Annotated in this window: 22 protein-coding genes; 13 read left to right on the top strand and 9 right to left on the bottom strand. The window is 71.8% G+C overall.

All coding sequences use genetic code 11. The features are described from left to right. The first annotated feature begins 8 nt into the window (after window positions 1-8). The gene (gene meaB / locus ACF07S_RS00165; RefSeq protein WP_391961278.1) at window positions 9-965 is read left to right on the top strand and encodes a methylmalonyl Co-A mutase-associated GTPase MeaB; all 957 of its coding nucleotides are present in this window, start codon (window positions 9-11) and stop codon (window positions 963-965) included. A 151-nt stretch (window positions 966-1,116) separates the two neighbouring features. Here meaB and ACF07S_RS00160 read toward each other — a convergent pair whose 3' ends face one another. Then, window positions 1,117-1,830: a PepSY domain-containing protein gene (locus tag ACF07S_RS00160; RefSeq protein ID WP_391973072.1), complete on the bottom strand. Its 714-nt coding sequence runs from the start codon at window positions 1,828-1,830 to the stop codon at window positions 1,117-1,119. A gap of 116 nt (window positions 1,831-1,946) precedes the next feature. Here ACF07S_RS00160 and ACF07S_RS00155 point away from each other — a divergent pair, with 116 nt between their 5' ends. Continuing rightward, complete coding sequence (locus ACF07S_RS00155) at window positions 1,947-2,612, top strand: response regulator transcription factor (protein WP_391961276.1); 666 nt, start codon at window positions 1,947-1,949, stop codon at window positions 2,610-2,612. Then, window positions 2,609-4,108, top strand: a complete 1,500-nt coding sequence (locus tag ACF07S_RS00150; RefSeq protein WP_391973071.1) for a sensor histidine kinase — start codon at window positions 2,609-2,611, stop codon at window positions 4,106-4,108. Before ACF07S_RS00155 ends, ACF07S_RS00150 begins: the two co-directional genes overlap by 4 nt. A 17-nt stretch (window positions 4,109-4,125) precedes the next feature. On the opposite strand, the gene ACF07S_RS00145 is transcribed toward ACF07S_RS00150, so the two are convergent. From ACF07S_RS00145 to ACF07S_RS00130, 4 genes are all read right to left on the bottom strand, one after another. After that, on the bottom strand, window positions 4,126-4,602 hold the full coding sequence (locus ACF07S_RS00145; RefSeq protein WP_391961274.1) for a MarR family winged helix-turn-helix transcriptional regulator: 477 nt from the start codon (window positions 4,600-4,602) through the stop codon (window positions 4,126-4,128). A gap of 97 nt (window positions 4,603-4,699) precedes the next feature. Further along, window positions 4,700-5,500 carry an AIM24 family protein gene (locus tag ACF07S_RS00140; protein WP_391961273.1) on the bottom strand — a complete coding sequence of 267 codons (801 nt, stop codon included), beginning with the start codon at window positions 5,498-5,500 and terminating at the stop codon, window positions 4,700-4,702. Further along, window positions 5,497-6,147: an AIM24 family protein gene (locus ACF07S_RS00135; RefSeq protein WP_391961858.1), complete on the bottom strand. Its 651-nt coding sequence runs from the start codon at window positions 6,145-6,147 to the stop codon at window positions 5,497-5,499. The genes ACF07S_RS00140 and ACF07S_RS00135 overlap by 4 nt, the downstream gene beginning before the upstream one ends. Window position 6,148: 1 nt before the next feature. Beyond that, a complete protein-coding gene (locus ACF07S_RS00130; protein ID WP_391961857.1) occupies window positions 6,149-6,781 on the bottom strand; it encodes an AIM24 family protein in 633 nt (210 codons plus the stop codon). A gap of 214 nt (window positions 6,782-6,995) precedes the next feature. Here ACF07S_RS00130 and ACF07S_RS00125 point away from each other — a divergent pair, with 214 nt between their 5' ends. The 5 genes from ACF07S_RS00125 (at window position 6,996) to ACF07S_RS00105 (ending at window position 10,366) form a co-directional block, all read left to right on the top strand. Continuing rightward, complete coding sequence (locus ACF07S_RS00125) at window positions 6,996-7,340, top strand: DUF3817 domain-containing protein (protein WP_391961272.1); 345 nt, start codon at window positions 6,996-6,998, stop codon at window positions 7,338-7,340. Next, window positions 7,337-7,639, top strand: a complete 303-nt coding sequence (locus tag ACF07S_RS00120; RefSeq protein ID WP_391961271.1) for an MTH1187 family thiamine-binding protein — start codon at window positions 7,337-7,339, stop codon at window positions 7,637-7,639. The genes ACF07S_RS00125 and ACF07S_RS00120 overlap by 4 nt, the downstream gene beginning before the upstream one ends. A 61-nt stretch (window positions 7,640-7,700) precedes the next feature. Continuing rightward, the gene (locus tag ACF07S_RS00115) at window positions 7,701-8,210 is read left to right on the top strand and encodes a MarR family winged helix-turn-helix transcriptional regulator (RefSeq protein ID WP_391961270.1); all 510 of its coding nucleotides are present in this window, start codon (window positions 7,701-7,703) and stop codon (window positions 8,208-8,210) included. A 43-nt stretch (window positions 8,211-8,253) separates the two neighbouring features. Then, window positions 8,254-8,586 carry a DUF3817 domain-containing protein gene (locus tag ACF07S_RS00110; RefSeq protein WP_391961269.1) on the top strand — a complete coding sequence of 111 codons (333 nt, stop codon included), beginning with the start codon at window positions 8,254-8,256 and terminating at the stop codon, window positions 8,584-8,586. 79 nt (window positions 8,587-8,665) lie between these two features. Next, window positions 8,666-10,366: a methylmalonyl-CoA mutase gene (locus tag ACF07S_RS00105; RefSeq protein ID WP_391961268.1), complete on the top strand. Its 1,701-nt coding sequence runs from the start codon at window positions 8,666-8,668 to the stop codon at window positions 10,364-10,366. Between the two features lie 185 nt (window positions 10,367-10,551). Here ACF07S_RS00105 and ACF07S_RS00100 read toward each other — a convergent pair whose 3' ends face one another. Then, window positions 10,552-11,193, bottom strand: coding sequence for a TetR/AcrR family transcriptional regulator (locus ACF07S_RS00100; protein WP_391961267.1), 642 nt, complete (start codon window positions 11,191-11,193; stop codon window positions 10,552-10,554). A gap of 236 nt (window positions 11,194-11,429) precedes the next feature. Here ACF07S_RS00100 and ACF07S_RS00095 point away from each other — a divergent pair, with 236 nt between their 5' ends. The 4 genes from ACF07S_RS00095 (at window position 11,430) to ACF07S_RS00080 (ending at window position 15,787) form a co-directional block, all read left to right on the top strand. After that, window positions 11,430-12,407, top strand: a complete 978-nt coding sequence (locus ACF07S_RS00095) for a tetratricopeptide repeat protein (protein ID WP_391961266.1) — start codon at window positions 11,430-11,432, stop codon at window positions 12,405-12,407. Window positions 12,408-13,062: 655 nt separating this feature from the next. Next, window positions 13,063-13,704: a DUF6230 family protein gene (locus ACF07S_RS00090; RefSeq protein WP_391961265.1), complete on the top strand. Its 642-nt coding sequence runs from the start codon at window positions 13,063-13,065 to the stop codon at window positions 13,702-13,704. A 183-nt stretch (window positions 13,705-13,887) separates the two neighbouring features. After that, the gene (locus ACF07S_RS00085; protein WP_391961264.1) at window positions 13,888-14,469 is read left to right on the top strand and encodes a DUF6114 domain-containing protein; all 582 of its coding nucleotides are present in this window, start codon (window positions 13,888-13,890) and stop codon (window positions 14,467-14,469) included. Next, complete coding sequence (locus tag ACF07S_RS00080) at window positions 14,459-15,787, top strand: hypothetical protein (protein ID WP_391973070.1); 1,329 nt, start codon at window positions 14,459-14,461, stop codon at window positions 15,785-15,787. The genes ACF07S_RS00085 and ACF07S_RS00080 overlap by 11 nt, the downstream gene beginning before the upstream one ends. Before the next feature lie 94 nt (window positions 15,788-15,881). Here the strand turns inward: ACF07S_RS00080 and pyk are convergent, their stop codons facing one another. The 3 genes from pyk to pta form a co-directional block, all read right to left on the bottom strand. Then, window positions 15,882-17,309 (bottom strand): pyruvate kinase, encoded by a 1,428-nt coding sequence (gene pyk, locus ACF07S_RS00075; RefSeq protein WP_391961262.1) that lies wholly within the window; start codon window positions 17,307-17,309, stop codon window positions 15,882-15,884. A gap of 73 nt (window positions 17,310-17,382) precedes the next feature. Further along, window positions 17,383-18,648 carry an acetate kinase gene (locus ACF07S_RS00070; protein ID WP_391973069.1) on the bottom strand — a complete coding sequence of 422 codons (1,266 nt, stop codon included), beginning with the start codon at window positions 18,646-18,648 and terminating at the stop codon, window positions 17,383-17,385. Beyond that, window positions 18,645-20,753 carry a phosphate acetyltransferase gene (gene pta / locus ACF07S_RS00065; RefSeq protein ID WP_391961260.1) on the bottom strand — a complete coding sequence of 703 codons (2,109 nt, stop codon included), beginning with the start codon at window positions 20,751-20,753 and terminating at the stop codon, window positions 18,645-18,647. The genes ACF07S_RS00070 and pta overlap by 4 nt, the downstream gene beginning before the upstream one ends. A gap of 201 nt (window positions 20,754-20,954) precedes the next feature. Between pta and ACF07S_RS00060 the strand changes: the two genes are divergently transcribed. Further along, window positions 20,955-21,980 carry an ATP-dependent 6-phosphofructokinase gene (locus ACF07S_RS00060; RefSeq protein ID WP_391961259.1) on the top strand — a complete coding sequence of 342 codons (1,026 nt, stop codon included), beginning with the start codon at window positions 20,955-20,957 and terminating at the stop codon, window positions 21,978-21,980. The last annotated feature ends 65 nt before the right edge of the window (window positions 21,981-22,045 follow it).

Genomic DNA, 22,045 nt, shown 5'->3' with positions numbered 1-22,045 from the left:
GAGCTGTGATGCAGGACGTCTCCACTCTGGTGGCCCAGGCCAGAGAGGGCAGGCCGCGGGCCGTGGCCCGGCTGATCTCTCTGGTGGAGGGGGCGTCCCCGCAGCTCAGGGAGGTCATGGCGGCCCTGGCGCCGCTGACCGGAAACGCGTACGTGGTCGGTCTGACCGGCTCCCCGGGCGTCGGCAAGTCGACGTCCACCTCGGCGCTGGTGAGCGCGTACCGCAAGCAGGGCAGGCGGGTCGGTGTCCTGGCCGTCGACCCGTCCTCCCCGTTCTCCGGCGGCGCCCTGCTCGGCGACCGCGTCCGGATGTCGGAGCACGTCTCCGACCCCGGCGTCTACATCCGCTCCATGGCCACGCGCGGCCATCTGGGCGGCCTCGCCTGGGCCGCTCCGCAGGCCATCCGCGTGCTGGACGCGGCGGGCTGCGACGTGATCCTCGTCGAGACGGTCGGCGTGGGCCAGTCGGAGGTGGAGATCGCCTCCCAGGCCGACACCTCCGTCGTCCTCCTGGCCCCCGGCATGGGCGACGGCATCCAGGCGGCCAAGGCCGGAATCCTGGAGATCGGCGACCTCTACGTCGTCAACAAGGCCGACCGCGACGGCGCCGACGCCACCGCCCGCGAGCTGAACCACATGCTGGGCCTCGGCGAGGCCCGCGCCCCGGGCGACTGGCGCCCGCCGATCGTCAAGACGGTCGCCGCGCGCGGGGAGGGCGTCGACGAGGTGGTCGAGGCCCTGGAGAAGCACCGGGCCTGGATGGAGGAGCGGGGCGTCCTGACGGAACGCCGCTTGGCCCGCGCCTCCCGCGAGGTCGAGACCATCGCCGTCACCGCCCTGCGCGAACGCATCGGCGACCTGCACGGCGACCGCCGCCTGGGCGCACTCGCGGAACGCATCATCGCCGGCGAACTGGACCCGTACCGCGCGGCGGACGAACTGGTGGCGGGGCTGACACGGTCCTGACCGCCGGGCGGGGGCTTCAGCCCGTCCGGCGTCTGGGGACGAGGCCCGTTCGGGGCCGAAGCGGGGGTCCAGGGGACGGCAGCCCCCCGGGACGGGAAGGGGCGGCGCAGGGGTGAGACCCCCCGCGCCGATCCCCCTCCCCTCCGCACGGTCAGTCGTCCGAGTCGTCCGAGTCGTCCGAGCCATCCGAGTCATCCCCTCGGTCCGCCGTGACCTTCCCGCTGCCCGGACCCACACGCCAGTCCTTCTCACCCCCGCCGGAGGCGGCCGTCTCCGCCTCCCAGCCCCGCTCGTCGTCGTCCAGGCCGACCGAGACCACCGTCCCCTTGGCGGCCGCCGCCCGCGCGGCCTCCTCGGCCGTCACGGACGTCCCCTTGAGCACGCCCCGCACCTCGTCGGTGTCGTCGGTGTCGTCGGCGTCGTCCTTCTGCGCGCCCAGGACCTTGCCGGTCGCCGGGTCGACACGCACGCTGTGCCAGGTGTCGCCGCCCCCGAGGACGTCGACCTCCCAGGCGGCCCTGCCGCCGTTGTCGTCATCGTCGTCGCCATCGTCGTCCAGCTCGGCGGAGACGGCGGTGCCCGGCGTGTGCTTCAGCGCGGCGGCGATGGCGTCGGCAGCGGTCACGCCACCGGAGACGCCCCGGTCGTCGCCCCGGTCGTCATCGCGGTCATCGCGGTCGTCCCGCCCGTCCGCGTCCTCACGCCCCTGGTCGTCGTCCCGCCCGTCGTCGTCCCCCGCCCGGGTCTCCGTCCGCGTCACCGACGCCGCCCCGTCGTCGTCCCCCGAGACCGCGAGGGCCGTCGCCGTGCCCCCACCGACGAGGGCCGCGGCCGTCATGACGGCGATCACGATGTTGCGCTTCATGTGGATTCCTCCCGAGTCGCTTCGTTTTCGATGCCGCCAATCTCGCCGACCGACGCTGAGAGGAACCTGAAGCACCCTGAAGGGGTCTTCAGCTTCGCTTTGCGACCCTTGACCGCATGCGTCTGTTGATCGTGGAGGACGAGAAGCGGCTCGCCCTGTCGCTCGCCAAGGGCCTGACCGCCGAGGGCTACGCCGTGGACGTCGTCCACGACGGCCGGGAGGGCCTGCACCGGGCCACGGAGGGGACGTACGACCTCGTCGTCCTCGACATCATGCTGCCCGGCCTGAACGGCTACCGGGTCTGCGCGGCCCTGCGTGCCGCCGGCCACGACGTGCCGATCCTGATGCTCACCGCCAAGGACGGTGAGTACGACGAGGCCGAGGGCCTGGACACGGGCGCCGACGACTACCTCACCAAGCCGTTCTCGTACGTCGTCCTCGTCGCCAGGATCAAGGCGCTGCTGCGCCGCCGCCAGGGCGCCGGGGCCTCCCCGGTGCATGTGCACGGCGACCTCAAGGTGGACACCGCCGCCCGCCGGGTGTTCCTGGGCGAGGCCGAGGTGGCGCTGACCGCCAAGGAGTTCTCGGTGCTGGAGCAGCTGGTGCTGCGGGCCGGCGAGGTGGTGTCCAAGGGCGAGATCCTGGAGCACGTCTGGGACTTCGCCTACGAGGGCGACCCGAACATCGTCGAGGTCTACGTCAGCGCCCTGCGCCGCAAGCTGCGCGCCGGACTGATCCGGACGGTGCGCGGCGCCGGTTACCGGCTGGAGACGGCGCCGTGAGCCGGCTGTTCGGTTCGGTCCGCTCCCGGGCGACGCTCGGTGCCACCCTCGTGGTCGCGGTGGCCCTCGTCGCGGCCGGCACCGCCGTACTGCTGTCGCTGCGCTCGAACCTGATCGGCGAGGCGGGCACCCGGGCGGAGCGCTCCGCGCGGGCGGTCGCCGCCGAACTCGCCGCCCGGGTGCCGTACGACAGGCTGTCGGGGCTGGACGGCGACAACGGCCCGGTGCAGATCGTCGGCCGCGACGGGGGACTGGTCGCGGCGAGCGAGGACCTGGAGCGGATCAGCGGTACGGCGACCGGCGAGGTGACGCCGAAGCCGTCCGCCCCCGCCCCCGGGGACGACCCGGACGACGCCGACGACGGCGACGACCCGGATGACGGCACCGACGGCACCGACGGCGACGACGCGGAGGGCTCCGACGGATCCGGCGGCTCCGACGAGTCCCTCGCCCCCGGCGAGATCGCCCGCGGGACCACCTTCAACAACGGCTCCGCGACGATCGACGGCGACGCGGAGGACTACCGCTTCGCCGCCGTCGACGTCCGGACCCTCGACCGGGGCCGTCTCACCGTCCACGCCGGCGCCCCGCTCGCCGCCGAGCACGGCGCCGTGGCCACCTCGCTGACCGCGATGCTCATCGGCCTCCCCCTGCTGCTCGGCGTGGTCGCCGGCGTGACCTGGCTGGTCACCGGTCGCGCCCTGCGCCCGGTGGAGGGCATCCGCCGGGAGATGGCCGCGATCACCGCCTCCGAGGACCTGGCCCGCCGCGTTCCCGAACCGGCCACGCACGACGAGGTCGCCCGTCTCGCCCGTACCACCAACGAGACGCTCGCCGCGCTGGAGGCGTCCGTGGAGCGGCAGCGGCGGTTCGTCGCCGACGCCTCGCACGAGCTGCGCAGCCCGATCGCGTCCCTGCGCACCCAGCTGGAGGTGGCTGCCGCCCATCCCGAGCTGCTCGACCTGGACGGGGCGGTCGAGGACACCGTGCGGCTCCAGCGCCTCGCCGCCGATCTGCTGCTGCTCGCCCGGCTGGACGCGGGGGAGCGGCCCGCCGACGCCCGGGTCGACCTGGCCGCGCTGGCCCGTGAGGAGGCCGCGGGCCGTACCGGCGTGACGGTGGACGCGGAGCCGGCCGAGGTGTCCGGGTCGCGGGGGCAGCTCGGACGCGTGCTCGCCAACCTGCTGGACAACGCCCGCCGGCACGCCCGCGAACGGGTCACCGTCACCGTGCGGCGGGAGGGCGCGTGGGCGGTGCTCGGGGTGGCCGACGACGGCGAGGGGGTGGCCGAGGCGGACCGGGAGCGGATCTTCGAACGGTTCGTACGGCTGGACGCCGCCCGCAGCCGCGACGACGGCGGCGCCGGTCTGGGACTCGCCATCGCGCGGGACGTCGCCGTACGGCACGGCGGGACGCTCACGGCGGGTGCGGCGCCGGGCGGCGGAGCCCTGTTCGAGCTCCGCCTGCCGTCGGCCGGGCGGACCCGGCACGGCTGACGGCCCCGGTCAGGGCGTCAGTGGCGTCCCCGGTGCCCGCGCAAGTGCTCGGCGATGGGCTTGAGCGCCTTGTCGAGCTCGGCGAGCGCCTCGGGGGAGAGCAGGTCGATGAAGTGCCGGCGCACGGACGCCACATGATGCGGCGCGACCTTCTGCATGGTCTCCATGCCGTGCTCGGTGAGGACGGCGTACAGCCCGCGGCGGTCCGACTCGCAGTTCTCCCGCCGGACCAGGTCCGCGTTCTCCATGCGCGTGATCTGGTGCGAGAGGCGGCTCTTGGACTGCATCGTGGCGGCGGCGAGGTCGCTCATCCGCATCCGCCGGTCCTCCGACTCGGACAGGTTCACCAGGATCTCGTAGTCGTTCATCGTCAGGCCGAACGGCTGCAGATCCTTCTCGAGCTGGTACGTCAACAGCCTGTTGACCTCCAGGTGGGTGCGCCAGGCGCACTGCTCCGCATTGGTCAGCCAGCGGGTGGCCGTCTCGGTCTCCATGAATGAAGTCTACCTAAGCAAGTTGAAAGGCGAACTAATGAGGCTTCCGTGTGACATCACGGGCAGGCGTTCGATGTCACACCCCGCACATTACCGCTCACAGCCCGAAGCGACGCTGGAGGTCTCCCAGCTGACCGGGAAGGCGCGGTGCCCCGGGCGGCTGCCCGGCGCCCCCGGACGCCCCGCCGCCGGGTACCCCGGGCTCACCCGGGGTGACTCCCGTGGCCTGCTCCGCCATCAGCGCCTCCGAGGACTGCAGCAGTACCGTGCCGGCCCCGACGAACTCGAACTGGTGCTCCTCGCCGGAGGCCCCGCCGAGGCCCGTCATCGCACGTAGACCGCCCATCAGGCCGGTCATGTAGCCGTGGTCGTAGTGATGGCACGGGGAGGGGCAGTCCGCCCAGCCGACCAGAGCCTGCGGGTCCACACGGACGGGCGGTTCCATGAACACCACCGGCCCGTTCGAGGCGGCGACGAACTTTCCGGTTCCGATCAGCGTCAGGAAACCCGGCACGATCGACTGCTTGAGCGACAGACTTGGCTGAAAAGCGAGGAGGTTGCCCGAGCGAATGGTCAGGTTGCCGTCCTCGAGGTCGTACGAGTTCACGTCGAAGGCCCGGTCGGCGAGGAGCATCTTGCCCGTGCCCTCCGCCACGACCCAGTCGCTCGCGTGCAGAGGCGAATGGAACGACGTACGGACGAGCCGGTCGAGTCGGCCGTGTCCGATGCCGTTGAACTCGATCGAGCCGTAGTAGGCGATCATCTTCCCCTTCTGCATGAACCACCGGGTGCCCGTGAGCTCCACGCAGAAGGTGTAGTCGTTGACGTTGTCGTCGGCCGGCAGGGTCGCCGGGTCGTGGGCCGCGGGTCCGGCGCCCGGGGTTCCGTAGGTGCTCACAGCTTCTCCTCCGAGGCCTGCACGTACACGGCACCGCTGCCGCTCAGCTCCAGCTGGAACGCCTCGCCGGAGCCGCGGCCCACCATGTCCCGCCAGCCCAGGGCGGTGGACAGCCTGTTGCGTACGTCACCGTGGTGGGCGACGTACGCCTGCGGGTCGACGTGCACCGGCCGCCGAGGGGTGATCGGGATCTCGATCACCCCGCCGTGCGCCATCACGGCGACCGAGCCGTGGCCCTTCAGCGAGGTGGTGAACAGGCCCTGTCCGGAGACCTGTCCCCGCACCATGCCCATCACCCCGCCCTGGGAGCCGAGGAACACCGTGCCCTGCTGCAGCGTGCCCTCGAAGGCCAGCAGCCGGTCGGCCTCGACGTACAGGGTGTCGCCGGCCAGGCCGATCACCTGGACGTGGTGGCCGCCGTGCCCGAACAGCACCGTGCCGCTGCCCTCGACCGTCATCAGGGGCGTGTCCTCGTCGGCCACCCGGCGGCCGATCATCGACGTCAGTCCGCCCCGGCCGCCCGCCAGGTTCGGGGTGAAGCTCACGTCGCCCGTGCAGGCGAGCATCGCGCCCCGCTGGCTGAACAGCCGCTCCCCCGGCGCCACGGTCGCCTCGACCACCCTCGCGTTGATCTCCCGGAAGGCCACGTCAGACATCCCCCGCGATCGTGTTCCGCTCGCTGGGCTGCACGTAGACCAGCCCGTCGCCCTCGAAGCGGATCTGGAAGGCCTCGCCGCCGCCCTCGCCGAGCAGCGTGCGGAAGGTCGCACCGGACTGGAAGGACTGCCGCAGATCGCCCTGGTGGGCCACATAGGCACCGGGGTCGACGGTCAGCGGGTACTGCGGACCGACCCGGAGCAGCACGGCCGGCCCGTCCGACAGGATGGCCGCCTGGCCGTGCCCCTCGACCGTGGTGGTGAACAGCCCGTTGCCCTGCGAGGCCCCGCGCACCCCCGTGAAACCGGTCCCGGTGCGCAGGCCGGCGTCGGTCGCCAGCAGGTTGCCGGCCTCCACGTACAGCTTGTCCCCCCGCAGGCCCACCAGATTGATCTCGGCGGCCCGGTCCGCGAACCAGCAGGTCCCGTGTCCCCTCACCTCCATCAGCGTCATCTGCTCACCCGTCAGCCGCCGGGTCACCATCCCCCGGATGCCCTCACCACCGCCGCTGAGCTTCTTGAAGGCCATCTCGCCGTCGTAGGCGACCATGGAGCCGTTCTTCGCCTTCACGGCATCCCCGGTCATCTCGACGGCGAGCACCTTGCTGCTCTGAAGTCGCAACATCGCCACGCTTGCGACGGTAGCCGCCCCTTTGCCCCGCCGAACAGATCCCCGGGGTGGAGTCGGCCCCTGACCGGACCCTTAGGGCCGGACGGGTGAGCGGGACCCCCTCTGCCGGCCGCGGAGCCGGTTTGTCACAATGGCGGGGCGCTTGTGCGTACGTTCACAAGTCGACCCGACCTCTCGACGCCGACGTCTCTCCCACCGAAGGTGACCCGTGGACATCAAGACCGCCACCGCCCTCCGCCGCCTCCGCCTGGTCTCGGGCCCCGAGGCGATCTCCTTCCTCCTGCTGCTCGTCTGCTCGGTCCTGAAGCGGACCACGGAGTTCAACGCCGTACCGGTGATGGGCGCGGTCCACGGCTTCCTCTTCGTCCTGTACGTGCTCTTCTGGGCCGACGCCTGGAACCGCGCCAAGTGGCCGCTGAAGACCGCCGCCTTCTACTTCCTGATGTCGGTCCTGCCGGCCGGCGGCTTCTTCGCCGACCGGCGGCTCAAGCGCGAGGCAGAGGACGCGGTGATCGCCTCCCGCGTCCGTAACGAGAAGGTCGTGAACGCGTGATCGTCGCCTTCTCCGTGACGCCGCTGGGCGTCGGCGAGGACGTGGGGGAGTACGTCGCCGACGCCGTCCGCGTGGTCCGCGAGTCCGGGCTGCCGAACCGCACCGACGCCATGTTCACCTCCGTCGAGGGCGAGTGGGACGAGGTCATGGACGTGGTGAAGCGCGCCGTGGCCGCCGTGGAGGCGCGCGCCCCGCGCGTCTCCCTGGTCCTCAAGGCGGACATCCGCCCGGGCGTGGCGGACGGCCTCACGTCCAAGGTGGAGACCGTCGAGCGTCACCTGGCGCCGGACGGCGGCTGAGCGCGGACCGATGGGCGAGACGGAGCTGACCGGCATCTGACCGGCCGATAGGGTCTGCTCCGTGCCGAAGCCGCTCAGTCTCTCGTTCGATCCCATCGCCCGCGCCGACGAGCTCTGGAAGCAGCGCTGGGGAAACGTGCCGTCGATGGCCGCGATCACCTCGGTCATGCGGGCCCACCAGATCCTGCTGGCCGAGGTCGACGCGGTGGTCAAGCCGTACGGGCTGACGTTCGCGCGGTACGAGGCACTGGTGCTGCTGACCTTCTCCAAGTCCGGTGAGCTGCCGATGTCCAAGATCGGCGAGCGGCTCATGGTGCATCCCACGTCGGTGACGAACACCGTGAACCGGCTGGTGGGGTCGGGGCTGGTGGCCAAGCGCCCCAACCCCAACGACGGCCGGGGCACCCTCGCGACCATCACCGGCAAGGGCCGCGAGGTGGTCGAGGCGGCCACCCGCGACCTGATGGCGATGGACTTCGGCCTGAGCGCCTACGACGCCGAGGAGTGCGCCGAACTCTTCGCCATGCTCCGCCCGCTGCGGCTGGCGGCGGGGGACTTCGTGGAGGAGTGACCCGGGGCGGGATCTCCCGGAACGGCCCGTTACGCTCGACCTCATGAAGCGAAGCGTGCTGACCCGCTACCGGATCATGGCCTACGTCACCGGTGTCCTCCTCGTCGCCCTGACCTTTGGCATGATCGGCAAGTACGTGCTGGACATGGGCGGCGCGGCCGACTTCACCCAGGTGGTCAGCATCGCCCACGGCTGGCTGTACGTGGTCTACCTGATCTTCGCCTTCGACCTGGGCTCCAAGGCGAAGTGGCCGGTCAAGAAGCAGCTCTGGGTGCTGCTGGCCGGCACGATCCCCACCGCGGCGTTCTTCGTGGAGCGCAGGGTCAGCCGCGAGCTGGAGGCCGAGGCCGCGGACGGGGCCCCCGCGGTCGCGTAGCGCGTCCTGCCGCCGCACGGAGCAGTGTGCGGCGGTCAGCCATCGACATTTACTTGGACGCCCTAGTAAATTCGAGGGTATGGACGCTGACGCCATCGAGGAGGGCCGCCGACGCTGGCAGGCCCGGTACGACGCCGCGCGCAGGCGCGACGCGGATTTCACCACGCTCTCCGGCGATCCCGTGGAGCCGGTGTACGGACCCCGTCCCGGGGACACCTACGAGGGATTCGAGCGGATCGGCTGGCCCGGTGAGTACCCCTACACCCGCGGTCTGTACCCGACCGGCTACCGGGGCCGGACGTGGACCATCCGGCAGTTCGCCGGATTCGGGAACGCCGAGCAGACCAACGAGCGCTACAAGATGATCCTCGGCAACGGCGGCGGCGGGCTCTCCGTCGCCTTCGACATGCCGACGCTCATGGGCCGAGACTCCGACGACCCCCGCTCCCTGGGCGAGGTCGGGCACTGCGGGGTGGCGATCGACTCGGCGGCCGACATGGAGGTCCTCTTCCGGGACATCCCGCTCGGTGACGTCACCACGTCGATGACCATCAGCGGGCCCGCCGTGCCCGTCTTCTGCATGTACCTCGTCGCCGCCGAGCGCCAGGGCGTCGACCCCGCCGTGCTCAACGGCACGCTCCAGACGGACATCTTCAAGGAGTACATCGCCCAGAAGGAGTGGCTCTTCCAGCCCGAGCCGCACCTGCGCCTCATCGGCGACCTGATGGAGCACTGCGCGGCCGGCATCCCCGCCTACAAGCCGCTGTCGGTCTCCGGCTACCACATCCGCGAGGCCGGCTCGACGGCCGCTCAGGAGCTGGCGTACACCCTGGCGGACGGCTTCGGGTACGTGGAACTGGGGCTCAGCCGCGGTCTGGACGTGGACGTCTTCGCGCCCGGCCTGTCCTTCTTCTTCGACGCGCACGTCGACTTCTTCGAGGAGATCGCCAAGTTCCGCGCCGCCAGGAGGATCTGGGCCCGCTGGATGCGCGACGTCTACGGCGCGCGGAGCGAGAAGGCGCAGTGGCTGCGCTTCCACACCCAGACCGCCGGCGTCTCGCTCACCGCGCAGCAGCCGTACAACAACGTCGTCCGCACGGCCGTGGAGGCGCTGGCCGCCGTGCTCGGCGGGACCAACTCGCTGCACACCAACGCCCTCGACGAGACCCTCGCGCTGCCCAGCGAGCAGGCCGCCGAGATCGCCCTGCGCACCCAGCAGGTGCTGATGGAGGAGACCGGCGTCGCCAACGTCGCGGACCCGCTGGGCGGTTCCTGGTACGTCGAGCAGCTCACCGACCGGATCGAGGCGGACGCGGAGAAGATCTTCGAGCAGATCAGGGAGCGGGGCCTGCGCGCCCATCCGGACGGCCGGCACCCGATCGGGCCGATCACCTCCGGCATCCTGCGCGGCATCGAGGACGGCTGGTTCACCGGCGAGATCGCCGAGTCGGCGTTCCGCTACCAGCAGGCGCTGGAGAAGGGCGACAAGCGGGTCGTCGGCGTCAACGTCCACACCGGATCCGTCACCGGCGACCTGGAGATCCTGCGGGTCAGCCACGAGGTGGAGCGCGAGCAGGTGCGGCTCCTCGGCGAGCGCAGGGCCGCCCGCGACGACGCGAAGGTGCGCGGCGCGCTGGACACCATGGTCGAGGCGGCGCGCTCCGGCGCCAACATGATCGGGCCGATGCTCGACGCCGTCCGCGCGGAGGCGACCCTGGGCGAGATCTGCGGCGTCCTGCGCGACGAGTGGGGCGTGTACACCGAACCCGCCGGTTTCTAGACCCCGGCACCGTGAGCCGTGGCCCGGTGTCCGCCCGGACGCCGGGCCACGGCTCACGGGCCACCGTGCCGTCCGGCGGGATCACCGCGTGGTGGCCGGCGCCCTCCTCGTCGGCGGGTCTCGCGTGATCCCGGCGGCGGGCCGTGGTGACGACGGGCGACGGCGCCCCGGTACCGGAAGACGGTTCAGGGCGTTTCCCCGCCACGCGGGTCCGGTGCCGCCGCGAGGCCCGACAGCAGGACCCGGGTGAGGCCGTGCACCCACTCCTCGTCCGCCGGCTCCGCGCTCACCAGCGTGCGGTGGACCACCGCGCCGGCCACCATGTCGAAGATCAGGTCGACCGCGCGGGCCGCCTCCCGGACGTCCGGCTCGGGCGGCAGCTCGCCGCGCGCCTGGGCGCGGGCGCGGCCCGCGCGGACGAGGCGCTTCTGCCGTTCGACGATCGAGGCGCGGATGCGTTCGCGCAGGGCGTGGTCGCGGGTGGCTTCGGCGATGACGGCCATCAGCCCGCTCCTGGCCTCCGGGCGGTCCAGGATCGAGGCGAACTGGAGCACCACGCCCTCGATGTCGGCGGCCAGCGAGCCGCGGTCGGGCAGGCCCAGCTCGTCGAAGAGCTCCGCGATGGCGTCCACGACCAGTTCGTTCTTGCCCGCCCAGCGCCGGTAGAGGGTGGTCTTCGCGACCCCGGCGCGGACCGCCACGTCTCCCAGGGTGAGTTTGGACCAGCCCAGTTCGACCAGGGCCGCACGGGTCGCGGCCAGGATCGCGGCATCCGCGGCGGCGCTGCGCGGGCGCCCGGTGCGACCGGCTGGGGTGCGGCTCTGCATGGCACGACGATAACGGCGGATTCCGCGCGGTTTCGCGTGAGGGAGATCACCGCGACGCCCTGTTCAGGGAACCCCGGCCGGCATTACGCTACGACCCGGAGCGAAAGCACGTGCGACCGGCGTGCCCGAGCGACGGCCACCGGCGCGGGGTGGGGACCCGGCGCCCCACAGCACACGTACGCCTGGCTTTCCCGGGCGTTTTCACACACGGGCGCGGTACGGGGGAGGATGGGCGCATGCAGCCACGGAACATGTCCATGAGCGGAGTCGTCGACCTCGCCGCGGTGAAGGCGGCCCAGGAGGCCAAGGCGAAGGCGGAGCAGGCGCGCGCCGAAGCGGCACGGCAGGGCGGCGTGGGCGCCGTCTCCCCGGCCGATCTCGTCATCGACGTCGACGAGGCCGGATTCGAGCGCGACGTCCTGCAGCGGTCCACCGAGGTCCCGGTCGTCATCGACTTCTGGGCCGAGTGGTGCGAGCCCTGCAAGCAGCTGAGCCCGGTCCTGGAGCGGCTCGCCGTCGAATACAACGGGCGCTTCCTCCTCGCCAAGATCGACGTCGACGCCAACCAGATGCTGATGCAGCAGTTCGGGATCCAGGGGATCCCGGCGGTCTTCGCGGTGGTGGCCGGACAGGCGCTGCCGCTCTTCCAGGGGGCCGCGGGCGAGGCGCAGATCCGTCAGACCCTGGACCAGCTGGTGCAGGTCGCCGAGCAGCGCTTCGGCCTGACCGGCCTCACCGTCGACCCCGAGGCCGAGCCGGGCGGCGACGACCGGGTGGCCGAGGCCGTGCCCGCGGGCCCCTACGACGCGCTGCTGGAGGCCGCGGTCCAGGCCCTGGACTCCGGCGACCTGGGCGGTGCCGTCCAGGCGTACCGCAACGTGCTCGCCGACGACCCGGGCAACCCCGAGGCCAAGCTGGGTCTCGCCCAGGCCGAACTGCTCCAGCGCGTCCAGGGCCTGGACCCGCAGCAGGTGCGCAAGGAGGCCGCCGACAAGCCGCGGGACGCCGGGGCGCAGATCGCCGCCGCCGACCTGGACCTGGTGGGCGGTCATGTCGAGGACGCCTTCGGCCGGCTCATCGAGACGGTGGGGCGCACCGCGGGCGACGACCGCGACGCCGTACGGGTGCGGCTGCTGGAGCTGTTCGAGGTCGTCGGTTCCGAGGACCCGCGCGTGATCGCCGCGCGCCGGGCGCTGGCACGGGCCCTGTTCTGAGCGACTCCGGGTGGTGTCCGAATCCGGCCGGTTCACCGATCGGCCGGATTCGTGGGGTCGGAGTCGCCCGATCGGCCTCCGGAGGTCCGTGCGGCTCCGCTTTGCCAAAACTTGGCAATCGAAACCGCTGTTACTGCGAGTAAGTCGCCGACGCTGATCTGTCGGATTTCGTCCAACGATCAATAGTTTCGTCCGCCTCCGCGGGTGCACCCAGCGTCGCCGGGTGGGGCCGCCGGGTCATCGCGCGGTTACCCCATCGTTACTAGCCAGTAACGAACCCCCTTGTGCGGGCGGCGAGAATGCACCACGATCAGCGACGCTCGGTCCGTTCCCGTACCCCGACAGCCGGTCGGGCCGCGGGAATTCCAGGGTCCCCACCGAGCAGAACCGGCGGAAGTGACGCCGGTTCTCGGACAGGGGGGTCTTCGCCCACCCGGCGAAGCCTGTCCGGCAGGGTTGTGCGTGATGCGTGTCAGGCGCGACCAGTGGTTGTCGCTCGGGGGTGATCGCCGGTGCTTCGGGCGCGTGGTACGTGCCGCCGAGTGCGGGCGCTCCCCTTCCCGAGGACGTAGCACTTCTCCCATCCCTGCCCGGCCGCGGCCGCCGTCATGGCGGCGCGTCAGGACAGGAGATGTACGTCCGAGAAGGAGGAAATATGGAGTCCCAGGTGCGTGGCGGGACCAGATGGAAGCGGTTCGCCGTGGTCATGGTGCCCAGCGTGGTCGCCACGGCCGCGGTGGGTGTCGGCCTGGCGCAGGGTGCCCTCGCGGCGTCGTTCAGCGTGTCCGGCCAGCAGTTCAAGGTGACGGCCGACCACCTGCACGGTGAGGGCTTCGCCCAGTACGGCGGCATCGACAGCGTCTACACCTCGGTCAAGGGTGACAAGAAGACGCAGGTCCCGGTCGCCATCTCGTCGTTCGAGACGGCGAGGATCACCAAGATGTGCCAGTCGGTCAAGACGGACGTTCCCTTCGTGGGGGCGGTCTACCTCCGTCTCGAGGCGGGCAACGACGCGGACAAGCCGGTCACGGCCAAGAACCTCTTCATCGATGTCGCCCGGCTCGACGCCGACGCGGAGTTCACGAACATCGACATCGGTGTCGCGGTCAAGGACAAGTCCCATGGCCCCGAGGTCAAGCAGGGCGAGAACACCCTGCCGGGTGGCTTCGCCCAGCAGGCGGAGTCGGCCGACCTCTACGGCGTCGAGCAGACGGCGTGGGCGACCACGGCCGGCACGTTCACGCTGAACGGCCTGTCGATGCGTCTCGGCACGGACGCCGAGATGGAGTGCTACTGACGGCTCCGTCACCGGGTGTCCTGGAGCGGTCGAGCCGCTCCGGGGGCGGGGAAGCCACCGCTTCTCCGCCCCGCCGGCCCGGCCGGCCCCCCGTGCCGGGCCACCGCACAGACTCAGACTTCCGGCTTCTGCACGCCTAAGGCCGAGCCGGTACGTACCTCCACCGGACCAGGGAGCTTTTCCATGAGTGCCGAGACTCCGGGCCAGAGCGCCGGGACCCTCACCCGGCTGCGTCTGCGGTTCCGCGACTGGCGGGGCACCCGGCCGTTCTGGGCCGGCCTGTTCACCCTGCTGGGCGGCATCCCCATCGCCTACCTGCCCTACGCCACGCTCAAGCTGGGCCACATGTCGCTCGCCATGGCGACGACGGCCGGCGCGGGGTCGCTGATCATCGGCGTGCTGCTGGTCACGCTGGGCCTGACCATGTGGTTCCAGTCGGCCACCCGGGTCTTCGCCGGTGTCGCGGCGATCCTGCTGGCCCTGGTCTCGCTGGTGGTCTCCAACATAGGCGGCTTCCTGGTCGGCTTCCTGCTCGCGCTGGTCGGCGGCGCGCTCGCCCTCTCCTGGGTGCCGGGCCGGCCCCCGGCCGAGGCGACGGGGCACCGGGACGGCTACGACGCGCCCCGGCCGGACGCGGCCTCGGACCCCGGGCCCCGGGACCCCGACGCCCCGCGGTACCCGGCCACCCCCTACGGCAACGGTGGGGGCGACGGGACGGACGGCGTCCGGGCCGAAGCCCGCGACGGGGGGCACCGTGTCGGCTGACGAGGTCCGCGGACCGCGCCACGCGGCCCCCAGGAAGCCGCTGTTCACCAGATTCCACGTGCCGAGCGGCAAGGCGATCGCCCTGGCGGCGATGCCCACGGCGGTCCTCATGGGGATGGGGTTCACGCCGACGCTGGCCCTCGCCGACGGCAACGACGGGAAGACGCCGCCGGCCAACAGCCTGACGGTCGACGAGTACCAGAAGTGCCTGGAGGTCGTCGAGGGCGCCGAGAAGGACGACGACGGCTCCTCTCCCACGCCCACCGCCACGCCGGGCGACGACGCCTCCGCGGACGAGGAGCCCTCGGCGGAGCCGAGCCCCTCGGCCCCCGCGCAGCAGGCCCCGGAAGCGGGCACCGGCGAGGGCACGGACGAGGGAACGGGCGAGGGAACGGGCGGAAGCCCGGACGAGGACTCTTCGTCGGATTCAGGTTCCGACGACGGGTCCGGTGCCGAGCCGGCCCCCTCCGGGAGCGCGGGGCAGGGAACGCCCGCGCCGTCCCCGTCGAAGACCGACCGCAACCTGCTGGACGGCATCGGGGACGCCCTCGAGGACGTCCTCACCCCGGGGGACGAGAAGCCCGGGGCGAGTCCGAGCCCCACCCCGTCCGCCTCCGCGCCCGCCGCCGAGGCCGTGGCCTCCGCCGTGGAGGAGATCACCGGGAAGGTCACCGACACGGTGGAGGACACCGCGAAGGAGACCGGCGGCAAGGCGTCGGAGGCCGCGGAGGACATCGTGGACGCGGTCGGGGAGGCCGCCGGAGAAGCAGCCGAGGAGGCGACCGGGACCCCCGTGCCCTCCGCCTCCCCGAGCCCCTCGGGGTCGGCCGCGGCCGACCCGGAGGACTGCCCGGTCGCCACCGACGCCGAGGGCGGGGTCGACAACAGGATCCTGCTGCCCGACGACCCCTGGTACCTGAACGCCAGTTCGCTGCTGCTGAAGGGCGCCGACTACCAGGGCATCGTCGAAGTGCGCACGGCGAGCGGCGCCACCAAGAAGGTGCTCAAGTACGTCGTCTCCGACGGCACCGACATCGGCGACCTGCACCAGACGGTCAAGGACAGACGGTCCGGCAAGACCCACCACGTGCAGGCCGACAAGGGATCGACGTCCACCATCCGCGACGGCGACACCGTGATGTACACGGAGAGGATCTCCGGCAACCTGCTCGGCCTCATCCCGGTCACGTTCGACCCGGAGCACCCGCCGCCGCTCAACCTCCCGCTGATCTACTTCACCGATGTGACGGTGCAGCAGGCCGGCCAGTTCGGCGGAACCCTGTTCGTACCCGGGCTCAGCCAGTACGTCACCGACTGAGCCCTCCTCAGATCCCCCCCCGGGAGCCGCACGGACGCCGAGGGCGCCCCCTGTCCGCAGGGAGCGCCCTCGCGCCGTGCCGGGTCCGGCCGGGTCAGCTGGTCGGGCCGCCCAGGTGGTGGACGCGGACCATGTTGGTGGTGCCGGGGACCCCGGGCGGCGAACCGGCGGTGATCACCACGATGTCGCCCTCGTTGAACCGGCCCAGCCGGACCAGCTCCTGCTCGACCAGGTCGACCATCTCGTCGGTGCTGTTCACGAACGGCACGACGTGCGACTCGACGCCCCAGCTGAGCGCCAGCTGGTTGCGGGTGGACTCGTCCGTGGTGAACGCCAGGATCGGCTGGCCGGCGCGGTAGCGGGACAGCCGCCGGGCCGTGTCGCCGGACTGGGTGAAGGCCACCAGGCCCCTGCCGCCGAGGAAGTCGGCGATCTCGGCGGCGGCGCGGGCCACCGAACCGCCCTGCGTGCGCGGCTTCTTGCCGGGCACCAGCGGCTGCAGGCCCTTGGAGAGCAGCTCCTGCTCGGCCGCCTGGACGATCTTCGACATCGTCCGCACGGTCTCGATCGGGTACGCGCCCACGCTCGACTCGGCGGACAGCATCACCGCGTCGGCGCCGTCCAGGATCGCGTTGGCCACGTCGGAGGCCTCGGCGCGGGTCGGGCGCGAGTTGGTGATCATCGACTCCATCATCTGGGTCGCCACGATCACCGGCTTGGCGTTGCGCCGGCACAGCTCGATCAGGCGCTTCTGCACCATGGGGACCCGCTCGAGCGGGTACTCGACGGCCAGGTCGCCACGGGCGACCATCACGCCGTCGAACGCCATCACGACGTCCTCCATGTTGTCCACCGCCTGCGGCTTCTCCACCTTGGCGATGACCGGGACGCGGCGCCCCTCCTCGTCCATCACGCGGTGCACGTCGGCGACGTCCTTGGCGTCCCGGACGAACGACAGGGCGACCAGGTCGCAGCCCATCCGCAGGGCGAACCGCAGGTCCTCGACGTCCTTCTCGCTCAGCGCGGGAACGTTCACGGCCGTGCCGGGCAGGTTGATGCCCTTGTGGTCGGAGATGACGCCGCCCTCGATGACGATCGACTTCACGCGGGAGCCGTCGACCTCGGTGACCTTCAGCTCGACGTTGCCGTCGTTGATGAGGACCTGGTCGCCCTTGGACACGTCACCGGGCAGGCCCTTGTAGGTCGTCCCGCAGATCGTCCTGTCGCCCGGGACGTCCTCCGTGGTGATGGTGAACTCGTCACCGCGCACCAGCTCGACGGGACCCTCGGCGAAGGTCTCCAGACGGATCTTCGGGCCCTGGAGGTCGGCGAGGACACCGATGGCCCGGCCGGTCTCCTTGGCGGCGGCACGGACCCGGTCGTACCGGCCCTGGTGCTCGGCGTGCGAGCCGTGGCTGAAGTTGAAGCGGGCCACGTTCATGCCGGCTTCGATCAGAGCGACCAGCTGCTCGTGGGAGTCGACCGCGGGGCCGAGAGTACAGACGATTTTCGAACGGCGCATGGGGCGATCCTATCGGTTTGTTTCACAACGGAATATTCCGTCTGGCGGAAAATACAAATGAGGAAGTCCCTGCTCAGTTGTTCTTTCCGACCAGTGCGTATGTCTGCTGTGCGATCTCCATTTCCTCGTCCGTCGGCACCACCGCGACCGCGACCCGTGCGCCCTCGGGCGAGATCAGCCGCGGCTCGCCCCCGCGCACGGCGTTGCGCCCGCCGTCGACCGCCAGGCCCAGCCCTTCCAGGCCCGCCACGGCCGCCTCCCGCACCGCGGCGGCGTTCTCGCCGACCCCGGCGGTGAAGGCCACCGCGTCCACCCGCCCGAGAACGGCGTAATAGGCACCGATGTACTTCTTCAGACGGTGAATGTAGATGTCGAACGCGAGCTTCGCCCGTTCGTCGCCTTCGTCGATCCGGCGGCGGATCTCCCGCATGTCGTTGTCCCCGCACAGTCCGACGAGACCGCTCCTCTTGTTGAGAAGAGTGTCGATCTCGTCGGCGGACATTCCGCCAACACGCATCAAATGAAAGATGACGGCCGGGTCCATGTCTCCCGACCGCGTACCCATCACGAGCCCCTCCAAGGGCGTCAGCCCCATGGAGGTGTCCACGCACCGCCCGCCCCGCACGGCCGAGGCGGAGGCCCCGTTGCCCAGGTGCAGCACGATGACGTTCACCTCCTCGGGCGCCTTGCCCAGCAGCCGCGCCGTGGCCCGGGAGACGTACGCGTGCGAGGTGCCGTGGAAGCCGTAGCGGCGGATGCGGTGCGCGTCGGCGGTCTCCACGTCGATCGCGTAGCGGGCCGCCGCCTCCGGCATCGTGGTGTGGAAGGCGGTGTCGAACACGGCGACCTGCGGCAGGTCCGGGCGCAGCGCCCGCGCGGTGCGGATGCCGGTCAGGTTGGCCGGGTTGTGCAGCGGGGCCACCGGGATCAGCCGTTCGATCTCGGCGAGCACCCGGTCGTCGACGACGGTCGGCTCGGTGAAGTGCTTCCCGCCGTGCACCACGCGGTGCCCGATCGCGGCCAGCTCGGGGGAGTCCGGTCCCAGGCCGTCGGCCGCCAGTTCCTCGGCCATCGCCCGCAGCGCGGCGCCGTGGTCGGCGACCGGGCCGGTCCGCTCCCGGCTCGCGCCGCCCGATGCGACGGGCGTGTGCCGCACCAGCGAGGTCCGCTCGCCGATCCGCTCGACCAGTCCCGCGGCGAGCCGGCTGCTGTCACGCATGTCGAGCAGCTGGTACTTCACCGACGAGGAACCGGAGTTGAGGACGAGGACACGGGAGGGAGGGGCCGGGCGCGGCTCGCCGGACGGGGTGGTGGGGGGAGACGGGCGGGCGGAACTCACCGGGCGGCTGCCTTCTCGTGCGGGGCGGGGGCGGGGGCGGGGGTCTGGGCCTGGATCGCCGTGATGGCGACCGTGTTGACGATGTCCTGGACGAGGGCGCCCCGGGACAGGTCGTTGACCGGCTTGCGCAGACCCTGGAGCACCGGGCCGACGGCGATGGCGCCGGCCGAGCGCTGCACGGCCTTGTAGGTGTTGTTGCCGGTGTTCAGGTCGGGGAAGATCAGCACGGTCGCCTGCCCGGCGACCTCGGAGTCCGGCAGCTTGGTCGCCGCGACCGACGGCTCCACGGCCGCGTCGTACTGGATCGGCCCCTCGATCCGCAGATCGGGCCGGCGGGCGCGCACCAGCTCGGTGGCCGCGCGCACCTTGTCCACGTCGGCGCCGGAGCCCGACGTACCGGTGGAGTACGACAGCATCGCGATCCGCGGCTCCACCCCGAACCGGGCGGCGGTGACCGCCGACTGCACGGCGATGTCGGCCAGCTGCTCGGCGTCCGGGTCGGGGTTGACCGCGCAGTCGCCGTAGACGAGCACCTTGTCGGCCAGGCACATGAAGAAGACGGAGGAGACGATCCGCGCGTCCTCGCGGGTCTTGATGATCTCGAAGGCCGGCCGGATGGTCGCGGCCGTGGAGTGCACCGAGCCGGACACCATGCCGTCGGCGAGGCCCTCCTGCACCATCAGCGTGCCGAAGTAGTTCACGTCGGAGACGACGTCGTAGGCCAGTTCCACGGTGACGCCCCGGTGCGCGCGCAGCGCCGCGTACCGCTCGGCGAAGGCGTCCCGCAGCTCGGAGCCGGAGGGGTCGATCAGCTGGGTGTCGCCGAGGTCGATGCCGAGGTCGGCGGCCTTCTTGCGGATGGTGTCGACCGGGCCGAGCAGGGTCAGCTCGCACACGCCCCGGCGCAGCAGCACCTCGGCCGCGTGCAGCACCCGCTCCTCGGTGCCCTCGGGGAGGACGACCCGGCGCAGGCCGGAGCGGGCCTGTTCGAGCAGCTTGTGCTCGAACATCATCGGGGTGACGCGGTCGCTGCTGGGCGCGGAGACCCGCCGGGTGAGCTCCGCGGTGTCGGCGTACCGCTCGAAGAGGCCGAGCGCGGTCTCCGCCTTGCGCGGGGTGGCCGCGTTCAGCTTCCCCTCCAGGGAGAAGAGCTGCTCGGCGGTGGGGAAACTGGTGCCGGGCACCGAGAGCACCGGGGTGCCGGGGGCGAGCCGGGCGGCGAGGGTGAGGACGTCGTCGCCGGGAACCTCGTCCAGGGTGAGCAGCACCCCGGCTATCGGCGGGGTGCCGGCGCTGTGCGCGGCCAGCGCGCCGACCACCAGGTCGGCCCGGTCGCCCGGGGTGACGACCAGGCAGCCCGGGGTCAGGGCGGCGAGGAAGTTCGGCAGCATCGCGCCGCCGAAGACGAAGTCCAGGGCGTCGCGGGCGAGCCCGGAGTCGTCGCCGAGCACCACCTTCGCGCCGAGCGTGAGCGCGATCTGGGAGACGGTCGGGGCGGACAGCGCCGGCTCGTCCGGCAGCACGTAGCAGGGCACGGGCAGCCTGGTGGCCAGCCGCTCGGCGATCTCGTCGCGGTCCTCGCGGGCGACCCGGTTGACCACCGTGGCGAGCACGTCGCAGCCCAGGGTGTCGTAGGCGCGGTAGGCGTTGCGGGTCTCGGCGAGCACCGACTCGGCCGTCTGCCTGCGGCCGCCCACGACCGGGATCACCGAGGCGCCGAACTCGTTGGCCAGCCGGGCGTTCAGGGAGAGTTCGTCGGGGAACTGGGTGTCGGCGTAGTCGGTGCCGAGGACGAGGACGACGTCGTAGTCGCGGGCGACGCGGTGGAACCGGTCGACGAGGGTGGACACCAGCTCGTCCGTGCCCCGCTCGGCCTGGAGCGCGGACGCCTCCTGGTAGTCCAGGCCGTAGACGGTCGCCGGGTCCTGGGTGAGCCGGTAGCGGGCACGCAGCAGCTCGAAGAGGCGGTCCGGCCCGTCGTGCACCAGGGGACGGAACACGCCCACCCGGTCGACCTGCCGGGTCAGGAGCTCCATGACGCCCAGCTCGACGACCTGGCGGCCGTCGCCGCGGTCGATGCCGGTCACGTACACGCTGCGGGTCACGCGCGCTCTCCGTTTCGTCGGGGTACGCAAGGGGTGTCGTCGGGCCACAAAAATCGCCCACCGAGGTGAGCCGATCCCTCTTGACAATACCTCCGGCACTGGCTAGGACGCCCGTCCGTCCGGCGTCGGCACCGCACGGGGGGACGTGAAAGAATCGGCAGTGGCTCACCGGTATCGACAGCGACCAGGAGACACAGCACGATGCGCATCGGAGTTCTCACGGCAGGCGGCGACTGCCCCGGCCTGAACGCAGTGATCCGGTCGGTCGTCCACCGAGCGGTCGACAACTACGGCGACGAGGTCATCGGCTTCGAGGACGGCTACTCGGGTCTGCTGGACGGGCGCTACCGCCCGCTCGACCTCAACGCGGTCAGCGGCATCCTGGCCCGCGGCGGGACCATCCTCGGCTCCTCCCGGCTGGAGCGCGACCGGCTGCGCGAGGCCTGCGAGAACGCCTCCGACATGATCCGCGACTTCGGCATCGACGCGCTGATCCCGATCGGCGGCGAGGGCACGCTGACCGCGGCGCGCATGCTCTCCGACGCCGGTCTGCCGGTGGTCGGCGTCCCGAAGACGATCGACAACGACATCTCCTCCACCGACCGCACCTTCGGCTTCGACACCGCCGTCGGTGTCGCCACCGAGGCGATGGACCGTCTGAAGACCACCGCCGAGTCCCATCAGCGGGTGATGGTCGTCGAGGTCATGGGGCGGCACGCGGGCTGGATCGCCCTGGAGTCCGGCATGGCCGCCGGTGCGCACGGCATCTGCCTGCCCGAGCGCCCCTTCGACCCGGCCCAGCTGGTCAAGATGGTCGAGGAACGCTTCGCGCGCGGCAAGAAGTTCGCGGTGATCTGCGTCGCCGAGGGCGCGCACCCGTCCGACGGCACCATGGACTACGGCAAGGGCGAGATCGACAAGTTCGGTCACGAGCGCTTCCAGGGCATCGGCACGGCCCTCGCCTACGAGCTGGAGCGGCGGCTCGGCAAGGAGGCCAAGCCCGTCATCCTGGGACACGTCCAGCGCGGCGGCGTACCGACCGCGTACGACCGTGTCCTCGCCACCCGCTTCGGCTGGCACGCGGTGGAGGCCGCGCACCGGGGCGATTTCGGCAGGATGACCTCGCTGCGCGGCACGGACATCGTGATGGTTCCGCTGGCGGAGGCGGTCACCGAGCTGAAGACGGTCCCGAAGGACCGCATGGACGAGGCGGAGTCGGTCTTCTAGCCCACGCCCCCTGCCGCCGGCCGCCGGGTCGGTCCGTGCCGCGCCGGCCGCCGGGGGCAGCACGT

Source organism: Streptomyces sp. NPDC016640, assembly GCF_043076215.1.
Lineage (GTDB): Bacteria > Actinomycetota > Actinomycetes > Streptomycetales > Streptomycetaceae > Streptomyces.
This window is presented reverse-complemented; position numbering and strand designations above follow the sequence as displayed.